Here is a 19,349-nt window from a genome sequence, read left to right as displayed (position 1 = left end):
TTAAAATTTTAAGGTTAAATACATATTAAAATTGCGACCCGGCATAGGTCTGTCTTCGTAACTTTCATAATCTTTATTAAAAATATTTAAGACCTGAAAGCCAAGTTTAAAGGAGTCCAAAAATTTGAAATCATAATCGATTCCCACATTAGAAACTGTATAAGCTTCTATGATCTCATCAGGATTATTGTCTGCTCTTGTATAGACAAAACCATTATACAGAAATTGATAATATGCTGATATTTTACTTCTGGAATAAGAAACTGAACCTGTTACTTTGTTATAAGGGACAAAGAAAAGCTGATTTTTGGTTTCTTCATCTTTGGATGCCGTGTAGGCATAAGTGGCATTTGCACTGAAATAGTTTTTGCCAAAATGTTTTTTCCAGCTTAGTAAAGTTTCAGCTCCATAACTGTTTACCTTACTGGTGTTTTTCGGAGTCCAAATACCATTTTGACCAGGAACCCATTGTAATAAATCTTTTATTTTGATATAATAGAAGGTCTGCGTAAGCGAAATGTTTTTAAAAGTAAAAACGTTTCCAATTTCAGCCTGATAAGAACTTTCAGGTTTTAAATCTGGATTGCCACCCTGATCCCAATACAAATCGTTATAAGTTGGAATTCTGAAATTTCTTGAAAAATTCAATTTCAAATTATACAATTTACTAAACTGATAAGAAGATCCCAAAGAAAATAAAACAGGCGATTCGTAATTATCCGTAAACTCCTTTCTTATGCCGAATTCATTTTTCCAATCGGTTGCTATATCTTGCTTTACCAGTAAAGAAGCAGAGCTAATTTCACGAACGTGATCTCCAAAGCTTGTTCCGTAGCCTTTAGTTCTGTTATAATCTATAATACCATTAACTTGTGTAGATTTGAAAAGTGTATAGCTCAAATCTAGCTTTGTAATCAGGCTTTCGGTTTTTCCATAACTGTAATCTTCTTTTGAATTATCGGCAAAATATTGGTAATTTTCAAAGATATAAGCCGTTTTAAGATTGGTTTTTAACTTTCCGAAATCTCCATCATATTCCAGCAAATTCCTGTTGAAACCATTTATATATTTACTTTTGGTTTCAGATTCTGTAATTAATGACGTATTACGATCTGTATTTGAGGTTTGGCTGTAAAGTTTTATGCTGTTTTTTGAATCTAATTTATAAGCCAGACTACTGCTCATTGTTATAACATCATATTCACCATTTTGGTTCCAGCGCTGTTCGCCTCTCCATGTATATCGGTTTAGATATTTATAATCATTCGTAGAACTATTTCTGGAAAATCCAATTTGAGCACTCCATTTTTCGTTCGAAATATTTGTTTTATAGTTGATTCCAGTTGTATTAAAACTTCCGTAATCTAATTTCAGAATGTTTTCAAATCGCTTATAAAACCCTAAATCATTATTTAAATGCACAGTTCCTCCAATAGCACCGCTTCCGTAAATTACACTTCCACCGCCCGCTTTGACACTAACAGAATTATAGTCAGAAGCCGAAATTGTATTAAAATCAGTACTTCCGTTCATTTGAGAATTGATATTTATCCCATTCCATATTACTGCCGTCTGTGAAGCGGTTGTTCCTCTAAATGAAACAGAGGATAGCATCCCACGGCCATATTCTTTAAAATAAATAGTAGAATTATAATTCAATAAATCAGTTAGTAAAGCTTCATTTTTATTGATAATCGAATCATTAAGTCTTAGGACAGATTGCGTATTAGAATACTTTTCAAGATTGCTGTCAGAAACTACAACCTCTTTAAGTTTTGTAATAGAATCGTTCTGCGCCAAAGTAATCTGGCACAACAAAAGCAGGCAAAAAGCAAAACGTTTTTTTAAAGTCATAATTCTTCACTCTTTTTCCCGAGAGCTCGATATTAGTTACAAAGGCAGGTCTCCTGGCTTGCGTCTTGTTGTTTACCTTCCCACCCGCCTTGGCGAGCAGTGGTTTTGTAGTTAACAACAAGCATTCTTTAGAACTAAGCTTACAGTTGCGGGTACAGCTCAAGATTTGACTTGATTCCCTTTTAATGTGTTATAAAAATTATAACACAACCTTAAAATTTTGGCAAATATAGAATTTAAAATACTGAATTTTCAAATTTGTTTTACTTTTTATGTAGAATTCTAAACAAAATAATGGTTAAAGTAAGATTTTGATTACCTGACCAAAGTCAATTTTATTCTGAAAGGCATCTTTTAACGGCAATGAAGATTGATGACAAAGAAAACTTCTTAGAATACCGGCATGAGCAACAATAATAATGGGCTGATCTGTTTTTTTTGCAATTTGTTCTGATAAGAAAGCGTTGGTTCTTTGATGAAGTTCTGTAAAAGATTCTCCGTTTGAAACCTGCACATTTACAAAATCCTCCATCCAGGGATTAAGTTGGTCTGGCGGAATGTCGTTCCAGTTTTTCATTTCCCAGTCGCCAAAGTTCATTTCCATTAACCTCGGATCTTCCTGATAAGAAATAGTTTTTATTTTGCTTTGAATGTGTTTCGCTAAAATAGCGCACCGTTGTAACGGACTTGTAAAAATGGCGGCTTCGTTGGGCAGCTGAGCGATGATATTTTCAAAAATGAGTTCAAAAGGTTCTGCTAACGCAACATCAGTTTGTCCGTAGCAAATTCCTTTTTCACAGAGGGTTTCGGTATGGCGTACTAAATAAATTTCCATACTAAAAAAAGACTTAGATAATAAACTACTTCACAAACCTGCTGTGTTGCACCAAGGCAGTCACCTGTATAACCGTCAATCCATTTTTGAAAATAGCGTGCTAAAAAATATCGCGTCAGGAAAACCGGAATCAAAACCAAAAGGATTTGATATTTAAAATAGGAGAGCGCCAACAGCGGAATTAATCCAAAAATAAAAGCACCGATAATTTCTTTCCAGGTATTACTTTTGGCTATCGGTTTGCTTTTACTGGTAGCATCATCACGTGAATATTCATGTGTAAAAATAATACTGATTGCAGTCAAACGGCTCAAAGCATGGGCCGATACAAACAACAAAAATATCAGGAAAGATGAAAGAGCGTAATTTGTTTGATAATATAAAACAGCCTCAGAAAGCAATTTGAATTTTAATAAAAAAAGCAAAACCAAACCAATTGCTCCATAGGCGCCAATGGCACTGTCTTTCATAATCATCAGGATTTTTTCTTTAGTCCAGCCTCCACCAAATCCATCGCAAACATCTGCAAAACCATCTTCGTGAAAAGCTCCGGTTATAAGGATCGAAGCAATTATTGCCAAAATAACAGCGATTTCTACAGAAAGGAAAAAAGAAAAAAGGAAATATGCTAAAAAAGAAATACTTCCGACAATCCAGCCAATTAAAGGAAAATACCGAGTGGCTTTGTTTAAATAGTCAGGATGATGTGTAATGTTTTTAGGACATGGAATACGGGTATAAAACATTAAGGCAGTAAAAAATATATGTAGTTCTTTTTTCATTTAAGTATTGCGAGTTATTTGGCTAAAGCCTGTTGTGGGTGAGTATTCTTTTACCAACATCTAAAGATGTTGGCAATTCATTTTTTAATATTGATATATGCTATGTTTGTTTAAATCTGATTTATCTTGAGATTACATAATTACATAAGTGAAAATGTATTAATAGCTAATTTTTATTTAATTGCCTCCAGATTTATCTGGAGGTTACATAGCTATTAGCAGAAAGGGCTTTAGCCAAAATTCTAAGTTGTTTTTTGAAACCCAAATTTGCTAATAATTTCATCATACTCTTCCTGAAATGTTTTCTTTTTGTGATGCGATTCCTGATTTTTAATATAATCTCTCACTTTGTTCACAACAGATTCTGAAACAGATATGGCAAAATAATCATCTTGCCATTCAAATTTTGTCTTAGTTAATTTGTTTTTATTAATCCAATACGAAGATTCTCCCTTGATTAATTGCATGATTTTTTGAATATTTTGATCTACTCCTAAGGATACCAGGCAATGGCAATGATCTGTATATCCATTTATAAAATCAATAAAAATCCCTTTTTCTTTTGCATTCTCACTAATATGTTTCCAGACTTTTTCTCTCAATTCAATAGAATCCAAATATGGAAACCTATTTTTGGTACTCCATACAAAATGAATATAAATTTTAATAAACGGCATATACTAAAGATTACTTTTTGCTCACTCCGGCATTTTCAAAAGTAGCCATTTCATTCAAAAAAGCTTCTGCTGATTTTAAAATTGGAAAAGCTACTGCACAGCCGCTTCCTTCTCCCAGGCGCAAATCTAAATTTAAAATAGGTTTTACCTCTAAATAATCTAATAATTTTTGGTGCGCTTTTTCTGCCGAGACATGGCAAAAAACAGCATTTTGTTTTATATTGGGATTAATTTTTGAAGCAATCAAAAAAGCAATACTGCAAATAAATCCATCAACCAGAATGAGCATTTTATGATCATAAGCTGCCAGCATGCCACCTGCCATTTGTATAATTTCGAAACCTCCAAAATAAGCAAGCTGCTGCATTAATTCGGCCTGACCGGAATAATTTTGAATTGCTTCTTGAAGTAAAATTTGTTTTTGGATTAACTTTTCATTTTCAACACCAGTTCCTTTTCCAACACATTCTTCAATTGGCGAATTAGTGAGGACGCTCATTAAAACAGAAGCTGTTGAGGTATTTCCGATTCCCATTTCGCCAAAACCAATACAGTTGCAATTGTTTTTGGCAATATCATCAACAATTTCTTTTCCTTTACTAAAGCACAATTGCAGTTCGGTGTCACTCATTGCCGGTGCATAAAGAAAAGATTGGGTCCCTTTGGCGATTTTGGCATTTATTAATTTGGCATTTGTCGGAAAATCATAATTTATACCAGCATCTACAATAGACAGCGCAATATTATTTTGATTGCAAAAAACGTTTATTGCAGCGCCGCCATCGAGAAAATTGCCAACCATTTGTCGGGTAACATCCTGCGGATATGCACTAACACCATGATTCGCAATACCGTGATCAGCAGCAAAAACAACGATATTGGGATTTTTTATTTTTGGGTCTACGGTTTCAAAAACAGTTCCCATCTGTAAAGCCAAAGTTTCTAAAATACCCAAAGCACCAATCGGTTTGGTTTTAGAATCGATTTTTTCCTGTAAAAACTGCCTGAAATCTTTTTCCTCAGGCTGAATTGCGGGATTTAATGAAAGGTTTGAAATTTCACTTTTTATTATATTTTTTATTTCCCTGCAATCCGGAGTTTCCGATTTCTGTTTCCAGTTTAATTGCTGTAACATTGGCTGATTGTTATAATTAGTAGCCGGTTTCCCGATACAGAAATAACCCAGCGGCTCAATGTTTTCGGGCAGGTCAATTATTTTTTTGAATTGATAATAATTCAAAATAGAAACCCAGCCCATTCCATAACCTTGTTCAGTTAGTGAAAGCCAAATGTTTTGTGCTGCACAAACCGAACTGAATTTAACCGCTTCATTGCTTCCTACGGTCCCAATCGTAAACTGGTTCAGGACCGATCTGTCATACGCTATAATAAGTCCGATTGGAGCTTCCTCAATCGCTTCAAGTTTCAATGATCTATAATGTTCCTGCTGTTCAGGATTATCAGTCAGGGCCGCAGCTTTTTCATTATAATCCAGAAACAAATTTTTAATGGCAGCTTTTACTTCAGGAGATTTAATGATGAAATATTTTGTAGCGTCCGTCAAACCAACAGAAGGTGCCCAATGCCCTGCCTGCAAAGCTTTTTGGATTACTTCATCAGGAACTTCTTCGGTTGTAAAGTGGCGCGTATCGCGACGCGATTTTAAAATATCATCTAAATGGCTCATCTGATAAAATTACGATATTTAAATTCAATATGAAATTTCAAAAATAAATCCAAAACTATCAAATCATGGAATTTGGAATTTTAAAATTTGGAATTTGTTTTATATTTTAACCCTTTATCTTAACTGGAATTCCCGAAACCATCAACACAACCTGATCTGCTTTTGAAGCTAAAAACTGGTTCATCCAGCCTTGCAGTTCGGTAAATTTTCTGCCGATATGAGTTTCAGCATGAACACCCATTCCGATTTCGTTGGTAACAATTATCAAATTTGTATTTTCCTGAACGGCTATTTTTTCAAATTCGGTTTTTGCTTCTTCCAAAGACAATGAAACGTCATTTTTAGTATCAACAAAAAAGTTTGTTAGCCAAAGTGTCACACAGTCTACTAAAGCAGTTTTTCCTGTAAAATCAATTTCACTAAGCTGTTTCTCTTTTTCTATATTGGTCCAGCGTTCATCGCGTTCCTGCTGATGTCGGTCAATTCTGTTTTGAAAATCGGAATCCCATTTTCTGGCTGTTGCTACATATATTGGTGAATTTGAAAGCGATAAGGCCAAATTTTGGGCATAGCTGCTTTTTCCGGATCGTTCGCCGCCAGTAATTAAGTAAATCATTTTTTTGGTGGGTTAGGGGTTAGGGGTTAAGGGTTAGGAGTTAAGGGTTAAGAGTTAGGAGTTAGGAGTTAAGGGTTAGCAGTTAATAGTGAATATTATCAAGCATTTCTACTTCTAACCCTTAACTCCTAACTTTTAACTTTATAACTTTTTAATAAGGACAATGTCTGCATCCATTTTCGCAACAGCTTCCTCTTTTTAGATGGAACCAGGATTTAAATACATATTTTTCATTTTCTATATAATAATCGATTCCTTCAATTAGCTTTTCTGTTTTTGGCAATGTTGCAGCTTTATTGTTGATTGCTTTTTCGGGAGTTAAGGTTTCTACATAAGCATCGATTTTGTCTTCACAAGCTTCTTTAAAACAAACCGGACAAAGACAGTCACCACCATCAGAAAGATTAAAAATAGGAGGGAAATCATTACACCAACATTTCTCTTCAGCAGAAATATCTCCGCAACTAAAAGAAGATTCGCAGCCGGAGCAAACTTTTGTTTTTGTGGTATTCATGAGATAAAGATAATATTTGTTTAAGTTTGTAAGAATAAAGGTAGACAAAAAAAGTGCAAATTGGTTTACCTTTGTTTTTACTGAAAACGTAATTTTGAAACGGCAAATACCATACCTTAAAAACAATATAACCTACTTATGAGACATTTATTATCTAAGTTTATTTTTATCCTGCCATTTTTTGTTCTTGTCGGATGTAAAAAAAATGAACAGGCAGAAACGCAAAAACCTGAGATTGCAAAAAACAGTATAGAGTATGCTTCAGGACTTTCTATAGTAAAACATGAAGGCTATTCGGTGGTGACGGTTTCTAATCCGTGGCCAGATGCCAATAAAAGTTATACGTATGTATTAAAAGAAAAAAATGCCAAAGTTCCGGATAGTTTGCTAAGTTATGCCAGTATAAATGTTCCGCTGGAATCTGTTGTGGTAACTTCGACAACAAACATTCCTTTTCTGGAAATGTTAGAAGTAGAAGATAAGCTTGTTGGATTTCCTCATACAGATTATGTTTCTTCTGAAAAAACAAGAGCTTTGATTGATAAAGGTGCTGTAAAAAATGTAGGACAGAACGAAAAATTAAACATCGAACAGCTTATAGAATTATCTCCTGACCTTATTGTAACTTTTGGCGTTGACAATAACAATCCGATGCTGGATAATTTGAAGAAAAGCGGCCTAAATGTTTTTATACAAGCCGACTGGATGGAACAATCTCCACTTGGAAAAGCAGAATGGATAAAGTTATATGGTGCTTTATTTGGTAAAGAAGAAAAAGCAAAGAATTTGTTTGATAAGATTGTAGACAGTTATAAGCAAACCCAGAAACTTATTGCAGACAAACCTGCAACGGCAACAGTTTTGTATGGTTCTATGTACGAAGATGTTTGGTATGTTGCAAAAGGAAACAGCTGGGTGGCTGAATTTATGAAGGATGCCAAAGCAAATTATTTATGGTCAGATCTAAAAGGAACAGGAAGTGAAGGTTTGTCTTTTGAAAAAGTATTGGTAAAAGCAAAATCTGCCGATTTCTGGATTGCTGCTGGTTCTTTTAAATCACTGGATGAATTTGGGAAAAGTAATCCTCATTATACTCAGTTTGATGCCTTCAAATCCAAAAACGTATACACTTTTGAAGGAAAGATTGGCGCAACGGGAGGAATAGTTTATTACGAACTTGCTCCAAGCCGTCCGGATTTGGTTTTGAAGGATTTCATCAAAATTTTTCACCCTGATCTGTTACCAAGTTATGAGTTTACTTTTGCATCTAAATTAAATTAAGAATACTTGATAAATAAAAAACGAAATATAATTCTGTTTTCATTACTCGGCTTAGTTCTTTTATTAATGTTTTTTCTGGATATTAGTTTAGGTTCGGTGACAATTCCGTTTAAGGAAGTTTGTACAAGCCTGACCGGAGGAAATGCCAGTAAATCGACATGGGAATATATTATTATAAATTATCGACTGCCAAAAGCCATTACAGCAGTTTTAGTCGGAGTCGGATTATCGATAAGCGGTTTGCTGATGCAGACCTTATTTAGAAACCCTTTAGCCGGACCTGATGTTTTGGGTTTGAGTTCAGGTGCTATTTTGGCTGTGGCGGTTGTAATTTTGGGCGCCGGTTTGCTGCCGTCATTTTTAAATGAAATAGTATTATCAGCTTATGGAATTGTATTGGCCTCTACTTTAGGAAGTATTTCTGTTTTACTATTGGTTTTATTAGTGGCACAACGGTTAAGAAATACAATGGCAATTTTGATTGTCGGACTTATGTTTGGTAGTTTTACAAGTGCTATTGTTGGGGTTCTGACCTATTTTAGTTCAGCAGAACAGTTACAGAGATTTACTTTTTGGTCGTTAGGAAATCTTGGGAACCTTCCCTGGACATCCATTTTTGTCCTGGCAGGTTGTGTGGGTATTGGTTTGTTTTTAAGCATCAGTAGTGTAAAACCTTTAAATGCATTGCTTTTGGGAGAAAATTATGCTAAAAGTATGGGTTTAAATTATAAAAAGGCGCAACTCCTTATTATTTTCGCCACAAGTATTCTGGCAGGAAGCATTACGGCTTTTGCCGGCCCGATTGCTTTTATTGGTTTAGCGGTCCCTCATATTGCAAAATTGACTTTCCAGACCAGTAATCATGCAATTTTATATTGGAGTACTTTTTTTTACGGTGCAATAATTATGCTGTTTTGCGATATCGCTTCACAATTACCGGGATTAGATACCACACTGCCAATTAATGCAATTACATCAATTATTGGGGCTCCGGTTGTGGTATGGCTGTTAATGAAAAAAAGAAATTTTCAGTAATTATAAAAAAACTCAGAAGCTTAAACATCATTCTCCTGGCAACTTTAATATGAAAAATATCCTGACCACCTCAAATTTAAGTATTGGCTATAAGTCCAAGAAAGACACTGCAACTATTGCTGAAAACCTGAATCTGAATTTGGCTGCAGGAAAACTTGTTTCCTTAATAGGTGCAAACGGAATCGGAAAATCGACTTTGCTGAGAACGATTACAGGAATTCAAAAACCATTGTCAGGAAATGTATTGCTGAACGATAAAGATATTACGACTTTTAAACCATTGGATTTGGCCCAAAATTTAGCTTTGGTGCTGACCGAAAAGCTTCCACCGAGCAACCTTACTGTTTTTGAGCTGGTTGCTTTAGGCCGTCAGCCTTATACGAACTGGATCGGAACTTTAAATCCAGAAGATATCATAAAAGTAAATGAAGCGTTGGAACTTACTCAAATTACTCATTTAGCCCGAAAAAAACATTTTGAAATAAGCGACGGACAATTACAAAAAGTATTAATTTCACGCGCTTTGGCACAGGATACGCCACTAATTATCCTTGATGAACCCACAACTCATCTTGATTTGCTGCATAAAGTTTCACTTTTCAAATTATTAAAAAAGCTGACTCAGGAAACCCAAAAATGTATTTTGTTTTCTACGCACGATATAGATCTGGCAATTCAGCTCAGTGACGAAATGATTATTATGACACCTGAAAGTGTAATTCAGGACGAGCCATGTAATTTAATTTCAAAAGGCAGTTTTGCCAATTTATTCAAAGACGAACATATTATTTTTGATGCCGAAAAAGGGAAGTTTATTGTAAATTAGCTTTTCTTGCTTTTAACTCTTTTATTTTTTGACTAATTGCGAAATAGATTCTAACAGAAAGCAAGTAAATAGAAATCTTCATTAATAATACGAGAAATATATTTGAAGGGTAAATGCCTGAATCATTATACATTGTCCAGGAACTTGGTAAATAATCTCTATGAAAAGATGTAAAAATGATTACCATCTTTTCAATTGATATGATAAGCAAAAAACTAAATATTAATCGAAAGAGAATATTTTTTTGAATCGTTTTAAATCGCAGAAGTTGAGTAATAGAAAACCATATTAGTGGCTGAAGCCAAAATCCGAACCAATATTTTCCAAACATTCTATTCAGAAGATAATTTCTGCTTTCTTCTTCCCGAAAATATAATTCAACAATTGTAGCAATAATCCAGACAATCAGATAAACAATACCTATAAACGAAATAAAATGATTTGAATGGACATCAACTTTTTTTAGAAAGTTCTTTTTTATAAATAGGGAAAGAATTAAAAACAATATCGTAGTTAAGCCATATGCAGAAAAGAAATCCAACAATATTAATTCGGAATTGAATAGTACGCTTTGAATCATTTTAAGCTATATTTATTTTATAAGAAACTCTTGTCATGCAAGGTTTCAAAAACCTTGTAGGTTTAAATAGTAAGTTATCAAGAAGGCGGCACAATACCTACAAGGTTTTTGAAACCTTGCAGGAAGTAATTTAAATCTTCAATGCAATTTGCCTCTTAGCTTCACCAACAACAAAAGCAACTGAATTGGCAATATTAAAACTTCTGATAAGCTTTGACATCGGAATTGTTAAATGGTTTTCAAAACGTCCGAGTACTTCTTTGCTCAAACCAACGCTTTCTTTGCCAAAAACCAGCCAGTCACCATCTTGGAAATCAGTTTCCAGATAAGATTTTTCAGCATGGGAACTCATTAAAAACACACGAGATTGATCTGGAATTTGTTTTATCCATTCCTCGATATTCTGATATTCAGTAACATCGAGATGAACCCAATAGTCCAATCCGGAACGTTTAAGGTTTTTGTCATTAATTACAAATCCAAAAGGATGGATTAAATGTAATCGGCTTTCGGTACCCACGCATAAGCGCCCGATATTTCCGGTATTATTTGGTATTTCCGGTTCTACAAGAACAACGTTCAGCATTTTTATAGGAGTTAGGAGTTAGGAGTTAGGAGTTAGGAGTTAAGGGTTAAGGGTTAAGGGTTAAGAGTTAAGAGTTAAGTTAGGGTCAGCGAATTTAAAAAATTATCAAATTATCAAATTGTCACATTAACTAATTATCCAATTTAAAATCGGGTACTTCAAGAACTTCTCCCGCTTTTAGATTTTGCAAATATACATTTCCTATCCGAACACGAACCAGTCTCAGGGTCGGAAAGCCAACTGCGGCTGTCATTTTTCGCACTTGGCGAAATTTGCCTTCATTTACCGTTATAGAAGTCCACGAAGTTGGTCCGTGACGTTCATCTCTTATTTTTTTTGCCCTTGGCCCAAAATCAGGAATTTCAGTAACAATAAATGCTTTGCAGGGTTTGGTTTTGTATTTTCCGCCATCAAAACCAATTTCAACCCCTTTTTGCAGTTGTTCGATAGCCTCAGGCGTAATTACTCCGTCGACCTGTACATAATATTCCTTATCAACTTTTTTGCTTCTTATCTGTTCGCTCACTTTCCCGTCTGTAGTAAGCAGAAGCAGACCTTCAGAATCTTCGTCCAGACGTCCAATAGCCATAGTGCCTTTGGGGAAATCATGTAATTCTCCCAAAAGTTTTTTCTTTCTTTTTAATTCATAAATAAACTGGCTTAAATAGCCATAAGGTTTAAAAAGAATAAAGTGATGTTGCATGCCAATTATTTTGTGCAAAGATAGTTTTGTTTTATTATCCAAAAGCTATGTTAAATGGTTTAGTTTTTGGTCTGAAAATTCGTAATATTATAATAGAAATTTAAAAAAATACTACTATGGAAACTAATGATTTAGGCTCTAAAAAGATAAATGGGGTACAAAAAAATATAGATGAATCTAAAGGGAAAAATGTTTCGCACGATAAAAATCCGGATGATTTGAAACTCAAAAAAGAAGTGGTGACAGACCAGGAAGGAAACAAAGAGGTTGTGGACAGAGCAAGAAACGAAAATGAGAAAATAACGGAAGTATCAGATCAAAAAGGAAAAAATAGTGCAAGTGGCAACCGCGGTGTTGTGACAGAAGAAGAAGCAGAAAAAACGGTAGAAAATAAAGACAGGAATTCTGATATAACCGCAAACCGTTATCCAAACTCACACCCTGACAACCATAAAGACCGCGGTAATATGAAATTAGATGAGGAAGATTGATTTACAATACAAAATTTTTAGCCGGCCACAGTAATGAAAATAACATTGATAGTGCAGTGTAAAAAAATTAAAAAAATAAGATTTTAAGACCGTCTGGATTCAGTCGGTCTTTTTTATTAGTTATATTAAATAAGTTTTTTCTTCATAATTATGAAAGTTGACAAGACTTAAAAACCTTCTAGAAATACTATATTTGTTGAGGTTTTAAATATTATGTGAGAATTTTTTGTTTTTATAAGCTGTGCAAAATAAAATATGAAAGAATTAATTTATAATTTCATAATACTGCCTTAACTTTAAAGGTCATAAATTTAGTTTCTAAAAACTCTATTTTTTAACTTATGAAAAACATTTACTCTCTACGCCATTTAATGGCTTTTTTAAGTTTTTTTTATTTCTTTTCGATAAGTAGTAGTGCACAGACAATGCCGGCTGTACAAAGTTTGCCTTATGCACAAAATTTTGATGGACTTGATTATACTGCTACTATATATCCCGCAGGATTTCAGGGATGGACTGCTTCTACAGCACCCGGATCTGCTTATAACACAAGTGCAACTATGGTTGCCGACAGACCTTTGGTGGCCAGTAGTACAGCAGCCACTACCAGTGGTAACGTTCACAACTATAATGGTAAAATAGGTTTCTTAAATACAGGCTCGCTTGATTTGGCTATTGGTTTTGCTTTTTCCACTACAGGACAAACTGCTATTCAGGTTCAATATGATGCTATTACGATTCGTAATCCTTATGGATTAGTTTCGGGAGCCACAACGTCTGAACGTATCAATGAGATGATTTTACAATATCGCGTTGGTACTGCAACAGCATTTACATCAATACCTGCAACAGCTTATACAAACAATACAATACAGCAGACAGGAGCAGTTACAGATCCTCAAAATCCTAAAACAATAAAAGTAACTTTGCCTGCTGAATGTAATAATCAGCCTGTTGTTCAGATCAGATGGATTTCTAAACAAAACTCAGGAGGCGGTTCACGTCCTTCTTTTGCCATTGACAATATTGACATCAGAAGCGATATAATAGCACCGGTTAGTGAAGCCGGTTATCCAAAAGCAGATAATATTTTATCCGAAGCTTTTGACTTTTCTGATAAACTGAATGAGGCAGGCAAAACCTATTATGTATTATTGGCGTCAGGAAGTGCCACACCTTCAGCAGCTCAGGTAAAATCTGGTCTCGATGCAAACGGAAACGCAGCTTTGCAGGCAGGATTTCTGGATATTACAGATCCTTCTCAGATATATGTAAAAAGTTTTACCGGTTTGGTAATTAATACTGCATATTCTGTTTTTTCTGTTTCTGAAGACTTATACGGAAATATTCAGACCGTAATTAATAAAGTTGATGTTACAACCTCAGATGTTGCGATTCCTTCTCTAATGACATCAACTGCTTTAGTTGATTTAGGATTTTCCGAAACAAATTTTGATTCAGAAGTTTTAAGTTATCAGATTCAGGGAGATAATCTTACCAGCGATGTTATAGTTACGGCTTCAAGTAATTTCACAATTTCCAAAGACAATATTTCCTTTGCATCTTCTTTGACTTTCCTGATGTCTGATTTTGCTGCAAACGCAAAACCAACAATCTATGTAAAGTTTACTCCAAATGCAGCAGCGATATTTTCAGGACAAATAACACACGAATCAACTGGCGCAACGAGTAAAATTGTGATTCTTAGCGGAACAGGGATAAATCCGTACATACAAGGTTTTAACGATCCAAATGTTTTGACAAACAGCGGCTGGACTCAATACAATGTTTCCGGAACTACAAATAAATGGGGATATACAAGTGTTGCCCGAAATGTAAATACAGGAACAGGTGCCGTGCTGATGAATGGTTATTCTGATACGGGAGCAAGCAAAGACTGGCTGATATCGCCAAGATTGAGGTTGAACAATTTTAACCAGTTTCCTTTACTGTCTTTTTATTCACGTAAATTTTATACAGGTCCAGGTTTAAAATTAATGGTCTCTGTAAATTATGACGGTAAAAGCAATCCGGAAACAGCAACATGGACAGAAATAAATGGTGATTTTCCTGTTACAACCGGAACGTATGCAAAGTCGCAATATATAGATTTAAGCGCATATAAAACGGATCAAACCTATTTGGCATGGGTTTATGAAACAACAGTAGGCGGAACAAATAATGCATCAGAATGGTCAATAGATGATATTGCCATTACAAATGAAATGGGTTATGTGGCTTCAAATCCTTTTCTGGATTTTGGAGATGTAAACCCTAATACAACATCAGTAAGTCAGTCTTTTAATTTTAAAGCTGCCGGTTATGGAGATATAGCCATTACAGCGCCTGCAGATTATCAGATCTCTTTGGATAATGTATCATTTCAGTCGGTTGTTGTTGTCAGTGCCGCAGATGCATTGGCAGGAAAAGTGCTTTATGCCAGATTTGTACCTTCTGTAAAAGCTTTAACAATCTCTGGTTCCTTAACCGTAACAGGAACTGGATTAAACAAGCAAATAGGAACATTTACCGGATCTTCATTACCAAAAGCAGATACTTTTGATGTTGTAAGTTATAATCTGGAGTTTTTTGGATCAGATGTAAAAGGAACAGACGGAGCTGAGTTTGGGCCAACAGACGATGCCTTGCAAATTGATAATGTTGCCAAAGTAATGAATAAACTAAATGCCGATGTTTATGTGGTTCAGGAAGTTTCAGACGATCCATCTATTGATCTTCTAATTCAGAAAATAAATATTAATGGAAAAACATTTGATAAAACAACTTCAACATCCTGGTCATATTCGTTTGAAGAACCGGATCCTAATTTTCCGCCTCAAAAACTGGTTGTGCTTTATAATACACAAACAACAACGGTAAAAAGTACCCGTGTCATGTTTAAGAAATTGTATGATGATGTTCGTGCCGGGACAGCAACTTTACCAAATTATCCCGGAGGCAATGGAGCAAGCTTTTTCTCATCAGGACGTTTGCCTTATTTGGTTAAAATAGAAACAAATATCGGTGGAATCAAAAAAGAGATTAACCTGATTGATCTTCATGCACGTGCCAATAGCGGAAGTGATATCTCCAGATATAATATGCGTAAATATGATGCCGAGCTATTGAAGGATAGTTTAGACGTTCATTACCCAAATTCAAATTTTATGATCCTGGGCGACTTTAATGATGATGTCAAAGAATCGGTTATTGCCGGACAGCTCTCTTCTTACCAAAAAATTGTAGAAGATACAGACCGCTATAATCCAATTACTCTGGGCATTAGCCAGGCTGGCGCTTACAGCTTTTTAAGTTCAGGCGGATTCCTGGATCATATTGTTATTTCAAATGAACTTACAGATGATTATATTCCTAATTCTATTGCGGTTTACGATCCGAGAGCAGATATTCCAGGCTACACAACAACAACTTCAGATCACGGACCCGTAATTGCCCGTTTTGAATTAAAAGCGGATAATTTGTCAACAGATGATTTTGAAACAATAAACGGATACTTTATACAAGCATACCCAAATCCGGCTTTGGATGTAGTAAATGTAGCGGTGAAAACAAATCAGGACAAAAGCCTGAAATTGAGACTTTATGATATGTCAGGACGGTTAGTTCTACATCCGATTGATATAAAAAATACACAAGACAGAAGCAACTCAATAATTCAGATAAGCAGCCTTAAAACCGGAGTTTATATTTACACTTTAACTGAAAACAATAAAGTTATTTACAGCAGTAAAATCATTAAAAAATAAAATGATTTCTTTAAAAAAGCACAGGCAGCAATAAGCTCCCTGTGCTTTTTTATATAAAAAATTTAATGTAGTTCAAATATTTTTCTGACTTTGCTCAAATCCAAAGAGTCGTTAATCTCAAAAAAATAATTCAATTGCCAGCTTTGGGTTTTTTGAGCTTGTTTACTTGTGGTTTCATCCCACGGCGGATAAACTCTTGTTGCTCTTATTCCTTCTTTTTTTGGAGTAGAAAAAACACCTTTTTCAAACAAAACAGATTGCGGAAAAATAAACTGTCCAAAAACATCCTTTTTTCGAACGTTTACAATGACGAAATCAATTTTGTCAGAAGCATCAAAAGGTTCAATAGTTTTGGACGACGAATTACGTTTCCATAAAGTTACAAACTGACCTGTTTTGGTGGGTGTTATTTTAGCTTCGCGAAAACAAATATGCTTATTGTTCAGTTGAAAACGATAAGCACTATATTCTGCACTTTCTAATTCCGGTTCTGGTTTTGTAAAATTAAAATTCAGTAAGTCATACACCAATTCTTTGGCTGTAATTAAATCTTTTGGAATTGAATTGATATTCCAGTTGTTTTGAATGCTCATTTAATAAAATTATTCTGTTGTTTTTTTGGAAAATTACAACAAATAAAAGATTAAAACGAAACATTTAATCCAAAATTCAATCCCCATTGAAGCTGATTAAAAGATTGGTTGTTTAAAGGATTTATATAATAATTCATAGCAGGCTCAACAAAAACATTTGTCTTTTTGTAAATGCGGTATTGTACCGTGCTGCTCAAAACAGACCCGTAAACAAAATCATTGGCATCAAGATTTTTTCCTATAGAGGTACCGTCCAAAGCTACATTATTAGAAATCAGTTTCCCTACAAAACCTCCTGTGTTCAGACTTATATTCGTTCTGTTTTTGTTAAAAACTGCATAAGAAACTTCCAACGGCATTTCGATGTAACGCAAACTTTGATCCAGATTACCGGTTTGAACATTCTCACTTACCAAAGCATCTTTTGTAGTGTTAGAAACAAACACATAGCTTCTGTTATTGGCGATCTGAGGTGCTGCTACATTTTTGACAAAATACGCTGACGGACTAAAAAAAGCACTATTTTTTTCACTCACATCCATATACGAAACATTAGCAATACTTTGACCTAATTCATTAATCTTTAACCCCGAACCCACAGCCCATTTGTTATTGATTTTGTATTTCGTTTTTACACCGTATGTAGTACTCTGTTTAGAATCGTTTACGTGGCCTAAGGTTTTGTCATTTTTATAATTATCAGAATTAGCAACTCCGGCAAAAACCTGAACTGCCCATTTTTCACTTTCAGATTTAGGTTTGGTTTCTTTTTCTTTTTTATCCTCAGGATTCGTGATTCCTTTTTCTAAATTTTGAAGTTCTGCCAGTTGTACAGAATCCTGTTTGCTGAGTACATCAATAAATTTCGAATTTTTTTGCAGATTATCAGCAATGGTTTTTTCAGCGTTTACAGACTCGTTTTCGTTCGTTTTAATACCTGTATCTTTCTTTGCTTTATTATTTAATTCAGTGCTTACAATCTGAGACAAAGAGTTTAAGGCTAAATTAGTATTGGTTTTATTGCTCTTTGTATTCGGTTTTGACTCAAAAAGAGAATTTGCTACCTGATTTTTCGAAGTTGAATTAAATGGATTTTGTTTTCCTGAACTAAATGTTTTTTCTGCCAGGATTTTATTCGCATTCTTTTTCTCAACATCTGCAATTTGATTTTTTGATGATGAGTTGAACCCATTATGATTTCCTGAAATTAATATTTTCTCAGTTGCAGCCTGATTTATATTTTCTTTTTTAGAATTTAACAGTTGGTTTTTTGATGATGAATCGAATGCATTATGATTTCCTGTAGGTGATGTTTTCTCAGCCACAGCATCATTTGCATTTCCTTCTTTTGATGAAGTATTAAATGAATTTTCTTTTTCTGAAATTGATGATTTTTCAGCCAAAGTTTCATTTGTATTTTTATTTCCAACACTTGATTTTTTTGCCGAAACTTTTGTTTCAATTATGTTTGAAGCATCAGCAACAGCATTTTCCTGTCTTTGATTAATTTTTTCAGTATTAGTCGTAACCGGGTTTTTTTCTAAAGGTTTATTTTGATTGTTTGATTTTTGATTAATGCTTTTATTTTCATCCCCGGGAATAGTTCTGGTTTGGTTTATATCTATTTTATTTTCATCAAGAACAACACTGTTGTTTTCTAAAGGGGCATTATTTTTAATATCAGATGATACTGAATTAAAATACAGAACAGAAGGCAGCATAAGTCCTAATAATAAGCATGCAGCAGCCGACCACCAAAGAATTGCTCTCTTTTTCTTTTTAGGTTTGTTTAATTTTTCCTCAATCTTATCCCACAATTCCGGTGGCGGAACATTGGAAAAGTTTTCCATTGATGAAAAAATATTTTCTATGTTTTGCTTTTTCATGCTGTTTTAAAATTTTTTATGCTCAAAATTCTTTTTTGCAAAATTCGCTTTGCTCGGTTTAAATTTGATTTTGATGTTCCCTCAGAGATTTTTAGTAATTCGGCTATTTCTTTGTGTTTCATTTTTTCAAAAACATACAGGTTAAAAACAGTCCGGTACTGATCGGGAAGATCACGAATAAACTCTAATAATTTTTCCTGCTGAATCGGGGCGATATCCAATTCCTCTTCTTCTACAAAATCAGTATCAGGATCAAAGACATCCAAAAAGAAATTTTCCTTTTTCTTTTTATTAAGAGTTTCAATAAGCTTATTAATGAAAATACGTTTTAGCCAGCCTTCAAAACTACCTTCAAATTTGTATTGGCTTATTTTCTGAAAAACTATCACAAAGGCCTCCTGAAAAACATCTTTGGCATCATCTTCGTTTTTCATATATTTCAAACAGATACCATACAAAATGGGAGAGAACAACTCATAAATTTTGAGTTGTCCTGCTCTTTCATTTTGCATACATTGCTTAATATATATTTCTAAATCGTCTTTCAAAAAAGTGGTTAGATTTGTTTTGGCAAAATTAGTTTTTTTAACTCATAAAACTATTTTTTGTGAATAGTTTAGAATCAGACATTAACTG

Annotated in this window: 17 protein-coding genes and 1 riboswitch; of the genes, 5 read left to right on the top strand and 12 right to left on the bottom strand. The window is 34.3% G+C overall.

Annotation, left to right across the window (positions count from 1 at the left end):
• The 7 genes from JOD96_RS16120 to JOD96_RS16090 all read right to left on the bottom strand — a co-directional run bounded on the left by JOD96_RS16120 (position 1) and on the right by JOD96_RS16090 (position 6,965).
• A complete protein-coding gene (locus tag JOD96_RS16120) occupies positions 1-1,854 on the bottom strand; it encodes a TonB-dependent receptor plug domain-containing protein (RefSeq protein WP_209565257.1) in 1,854 nt (617 codons plus the stop codon).
• Positions 1,855-1,879: 25 nt separating this feature from the next.
• Positions 1,880-2,084: riboswitch (cobalamin riboswitch) on the bottom strand.
• Between the two features lie 68 nt (positions 2,085-2,152).
• Positions 2,153-2,689 carry an alpha-ribazole phosphatase gene (gene cobC / locus JOD96_RS16115; RefSeq protein ID WP_209565256.1) on the bottom strand — a complete coding sequence of 179 codons (537 nt, stop codon included), beginning with the start codon at positions 2,687-2,689 and terminating at the stop codon, positions 2,153-2,155.
• Complete coding sequence (locus JOD96_RS16110) at positions 2,674-3,471, bottom strand: adenosylcobinamide-GDP ribazoletransferase (RefSeq protein ID WP_209565255.1); 798 nt, start codon at positions 3,469-3,471, stop codon at positions 2,674-2,676. Before JOD96_RS16110 ends, cobC begins: the two co-directional genes overlap by 16 nt.
• Positions 3,472-3,713: 242 nt before the next feature.
• Entirely contained in the window at positions 3,714-4,148 is a 435-nt protein-coding gene (tnpA, locus tag JOD96_RS16105; RefSeq protein ID WP_209565254.1) for an IS200/IS605 family transposase, read from the bottom strand.
• A 10-nt stretch (positions 4,149-4,158) separates the two neighbouring features.
• Positions 4,159-5,835, bottom strand: coding sequence for a nicotinate-nucleotide--dimethylbenzimidazole phosphoribosyltransferase (gene cobT / locus JOD96_RS16100; protein WP_209565253.1), 1,677 nt, complete (start codon positions 5,833-5,835; stop codon positions 4,159-4,161).
• Positions 5,836-5,941: 106 nt separating this feature from the next.
• Entirely contained in the window at positions 5,942-6,451 is a 510-nt protein-coding gene (gene cobU, locus JOD96_RS16095) for a bifunctional adenosylcobinamide kinase/adenosylcobinamide-phosphate guanylyltransferase (RefSeq protein WP_209565252.1), read from the bottom strand.
• A 151-nt stretch (positions 6,452-6,602) separates the two neighbouring features.
• Positions 6,603-6,965 carry a DUF5522 domain-containing protein gene (locus JOD96_RS16090; RefSeq protein WP_209565251.1) on the bottom strand — a complete coding sequence of 121 codons (363 nt, stop codon included), beginning with the start codon at positions 6,963-6,965 and terminating at the stop codon, positions 6,603-6,605.
• A gap of 138 nt (positions 6,966-7,103) precedes the next feature.
• Here JOD96_RS16090 and JOD96_RS16085 point away from each other — a divergent pair, with 138 nt between their 5' ends.
• The 3 genes from JOD96_RS16085 to JOD96_RS16075 are packed head-to-tail and all read left to right on the top strand — an operon-like array spanning position 7,104 to position 10,107.
• The gene (locus JOD96_RS16085) at positions 7,104-8,246 is read left to right on the top strand and encodes an ABC transporter substrate-binding protein (protein WP_209565250.1); all 1,143 of its coding nucleotides are present in this window, start codon (positions 7,104-7,106) and stop codon (positions 8,244-8,246) included.
• Positions 8,247-8,252: 6 nt separating this feature from the next.
• Entirely contained in the window at positions 8,253-9,281 is a 1,029-nt protein-coding gene (locus JOD96_RS16080) for an iron ABC transporter permease (RefSeq protein WP_245188429.1), read from the top strand.
• 49 nt (positions 9,282-9,330) lie between these two features.
• The gene (locus tag JOD96_RS16075; RefSeq protein ID WP_209565249.1) at positions 9,331-10,107 is read left to right on the top strand and encodes an ABC transporter ATP-binding protein; all 777 of its coding nucleotides are present in this window, start codon (positions 9,331-9,333) and stop codon (positions 10,105-10,107) included.
• 710 nt (positions 10,108-10,817) lie between these two features.
• On the opposite strand, the gene JOD96_RS16070 is transcribed toward JOD96_RS16075, so the two are convergent.
• Positions 10,818-11,273: a tRNA (cytidine(34)-2'-O)-methyltransferase gene (locus tag JOD96_RS16070; protein ID WP_209565248.1), complete on the bottom strand. Its 456-nt coding sequence runs from the start codon at positions 11,271-11,273 to the stop codon at positions 10,818-10,820.
• A 130-nt stretch (positions 11,274-11,403) separates the two neighbouring features.
• On the bottom strand, positions 11,404-11,976 hold the full coding sequence (locus tag JOD96_RS16065; protein WP_209565247.1) for a pseudouridine synthase: 573 nt from the start codon (positions 11,974-11,976) through the stop codon (positions 11,404-11,406).
• Between the two features lie 116 nt (positions 11,977-12,092).
• Here JOD96_RS16065 and JOD96_RS16060 point away from each other — a divergent pair, with 116 nt between their 5' ends.
• Together JOD96_RS16060 and JOD96_RS16055 are read left to right on the top strand one after the other, a co-directional pair.
• A complete protein-coding gene (locus JOD96_RS16060) occupies positions 12,093-12,467 on the top strand; it encodes a hypothetical protein (protein ID WP_209565246.1) in 375 nt (124 codons plus the stop codon).
• A gap of 341 nt (positions 12,468-12,808) precedes the next feature.
• Complete coding sequence (locus tag JOD96_RS16055; protein WP_209565245.1) at positions 12,809-16,234, top strand: T9SS-dependent choice-of-anchor J family protein; 3,426 nt, start codon at positions 12,809-12,811, stop codon at positions 16,232-16,234.
• A 62-nt stretch (positions 16,235-16,296) separates the two neighbouring features.
• On the opposite strand, the gene JOD96_RS16050 is transcribed toward JOD96_RS16055, so the two are convergent.
• The 3 genes from JOD96_RS16050 to JOD96_RS16040 are packed head-to-tail and all read right to left on the bottom strand — an operon-like array spanning position 16,297 to position 19,225.
• Complete coding sequence (locus tag JOD96_RS16050) at positions 16,297-16,827, bottom strand: MepB family protein (RefSeq protein WP_209565244.1); 531 nt, start codon at positions 16,825-16,827, stop codon at positions 16,297-16,299.
• A 50-nt stretch (positions 16,828-16,877) separates the two neighbouring features.
• Complete coding sequence (locus JOD96_RS16045) at positions 16,878-18,713, bottom strand: hypothetical protein (protein ID WP_209565243.1); 1,836 nt, start codon at positions 18,711-18,713, stop codon at positions 16,878-16,880.
• Positions 18,710-19,225 (bottom strand): RNA polymerase sigma factor, encoded by a 516-nt coding sequence (locus tag JOD96_RS16040; protein ID WP_262898524.1) that lies wholly within the window; start codon positions 19,223-19,225, stop codon positions 18,710-18,712. The genes JOD96_RS16045 and JOD96_RS16040 overlap by 4 nt, the downstream gene beginning before the upstream one ends.
• Positions 19,226-19,349: the final 124 nt, after the last annotated feature.

It is taken from the genome of Flavobacterium sp. 1355 (genome assembly GCF_017833415.1).
In the GTDB taxonomy this organism is placed as follows: Bacteria; Bacteroidota; Bacteroidia; order Flavobacteriales; family Flavobacteriaceae; genus Flavobacterium.
This window is presented reverse-complemented; position numbering and strand designations above follow the sequence as displayed.

Bases quoted from the DNA above. Each gene is read 5' to 3' on its own strand.
- JOD96_RS16120 (WP_209565257.1), bottom strand. From the start codon at position 1,854: ATGACTTTAAAAAAACGTTTTGCTTTTTGCCTGCTTTTGTTGTGCCAG.
- cobC (WP_209565256.1), bottom strand. From the start codon at position 2,689: ATGGAAATTTATTTAGTACGCCATACCGAAACCCTCTGTGAAAAAGGA.
- JOD96_RS16110 (WP_209565255.1), bottom strand. From the start codon at position 3,471: ATGAAAAAAGAACTACATATATTTTTTACTGCCTTAATGTTTTATACC.
- tnpA (WP_209565254.1), bottom strand. From the start codon at position 4,148: ATGCCGTTTATTAAAATTTATATTCATTTTGTATGGAGTACCAAAAAT.
- cobT (WP_209565253.1), bottom strand. From the start codon at position 5,835: ATGAGCCATTTAGATGATATTTTAAAATCGCGTCGCGATACGCGCCAC.
- cobU (WP_209565252.1), bottom strand. From the start codon at position 6,451: ATGATTTACTTAATTACTGGCGGCGAACGATCCGGAAAAAGCAGCTAT.
- JOD96_RS16090 (WP_209565251.1), bottom strand. From the start codon at position 6,965: ATGAATACCACAAAAACAAAAGTTTGCTCCGGCTGCGAATCTTCTTTT.
- JOD96_RS16085 (WP_209565250.1), top strand. From the start codon at position 7,104: ATGAGACATTTATTATCTAAGTTTATTTTTATCCTGCCATTTTTTGTT.
- JOD96_RS16075 (WP_209565249.1), top strand. From the start codon at position 9,331: ATGAAAAATATCCTGACCACCTCAAATTTAAGTATTGGCTATAAGTCC.
- JOD96_RS16070 (WP_209565248.1), bottom strand. From the start codon at position 11,273: ATGCTGAACGTTGTTCTTGTAGAACCGGAAATACCAAATAATACCGGA.
- JOD96_RS16065 (WP_209565247.1), bottom strand. From the start codon at position 11,976: ATGCAACATCACTTTATTCTTTTTAAACCTTATGGCTATTTAAGCCAG.
- JOD96_RS16060 (WP_209565246.1), top strand. From the start codon at position 12,093: ATGGAAACTAATGATTTAGGCTCTAAAAAGATAAATGGGGTACAAAAA.
- JOD96_RS16055 (WP_209565245.1), top strand. From the start codon at position 12,809: ATGAAAAACATTTACTCTCTACGCCATTTAATGGCTTTTTTAAGTTTT.
- JOD96_RS16050 (WP_209565244.1), bottom strand. From the start codon at position 16,827: ATGAGCATTCAAAACAACTGGAATATCAATTCAATTCCAAAAGATTTA.
- JOD96_RS16045 (WP_209565243.1), bottom strand. From the start codon at position 18,713: ATGAAAAAGCAAAACATAGAAAATATTTTTTCATCAATGGAAAACTTT.
- JOD96_RS16040 (WP_262898524.1), bottom strand. From the start codon at position 19,225: ATGCAAAATGAAAGAGCAGGACAACTCAAAATTTATGAGTTGTTCTCT.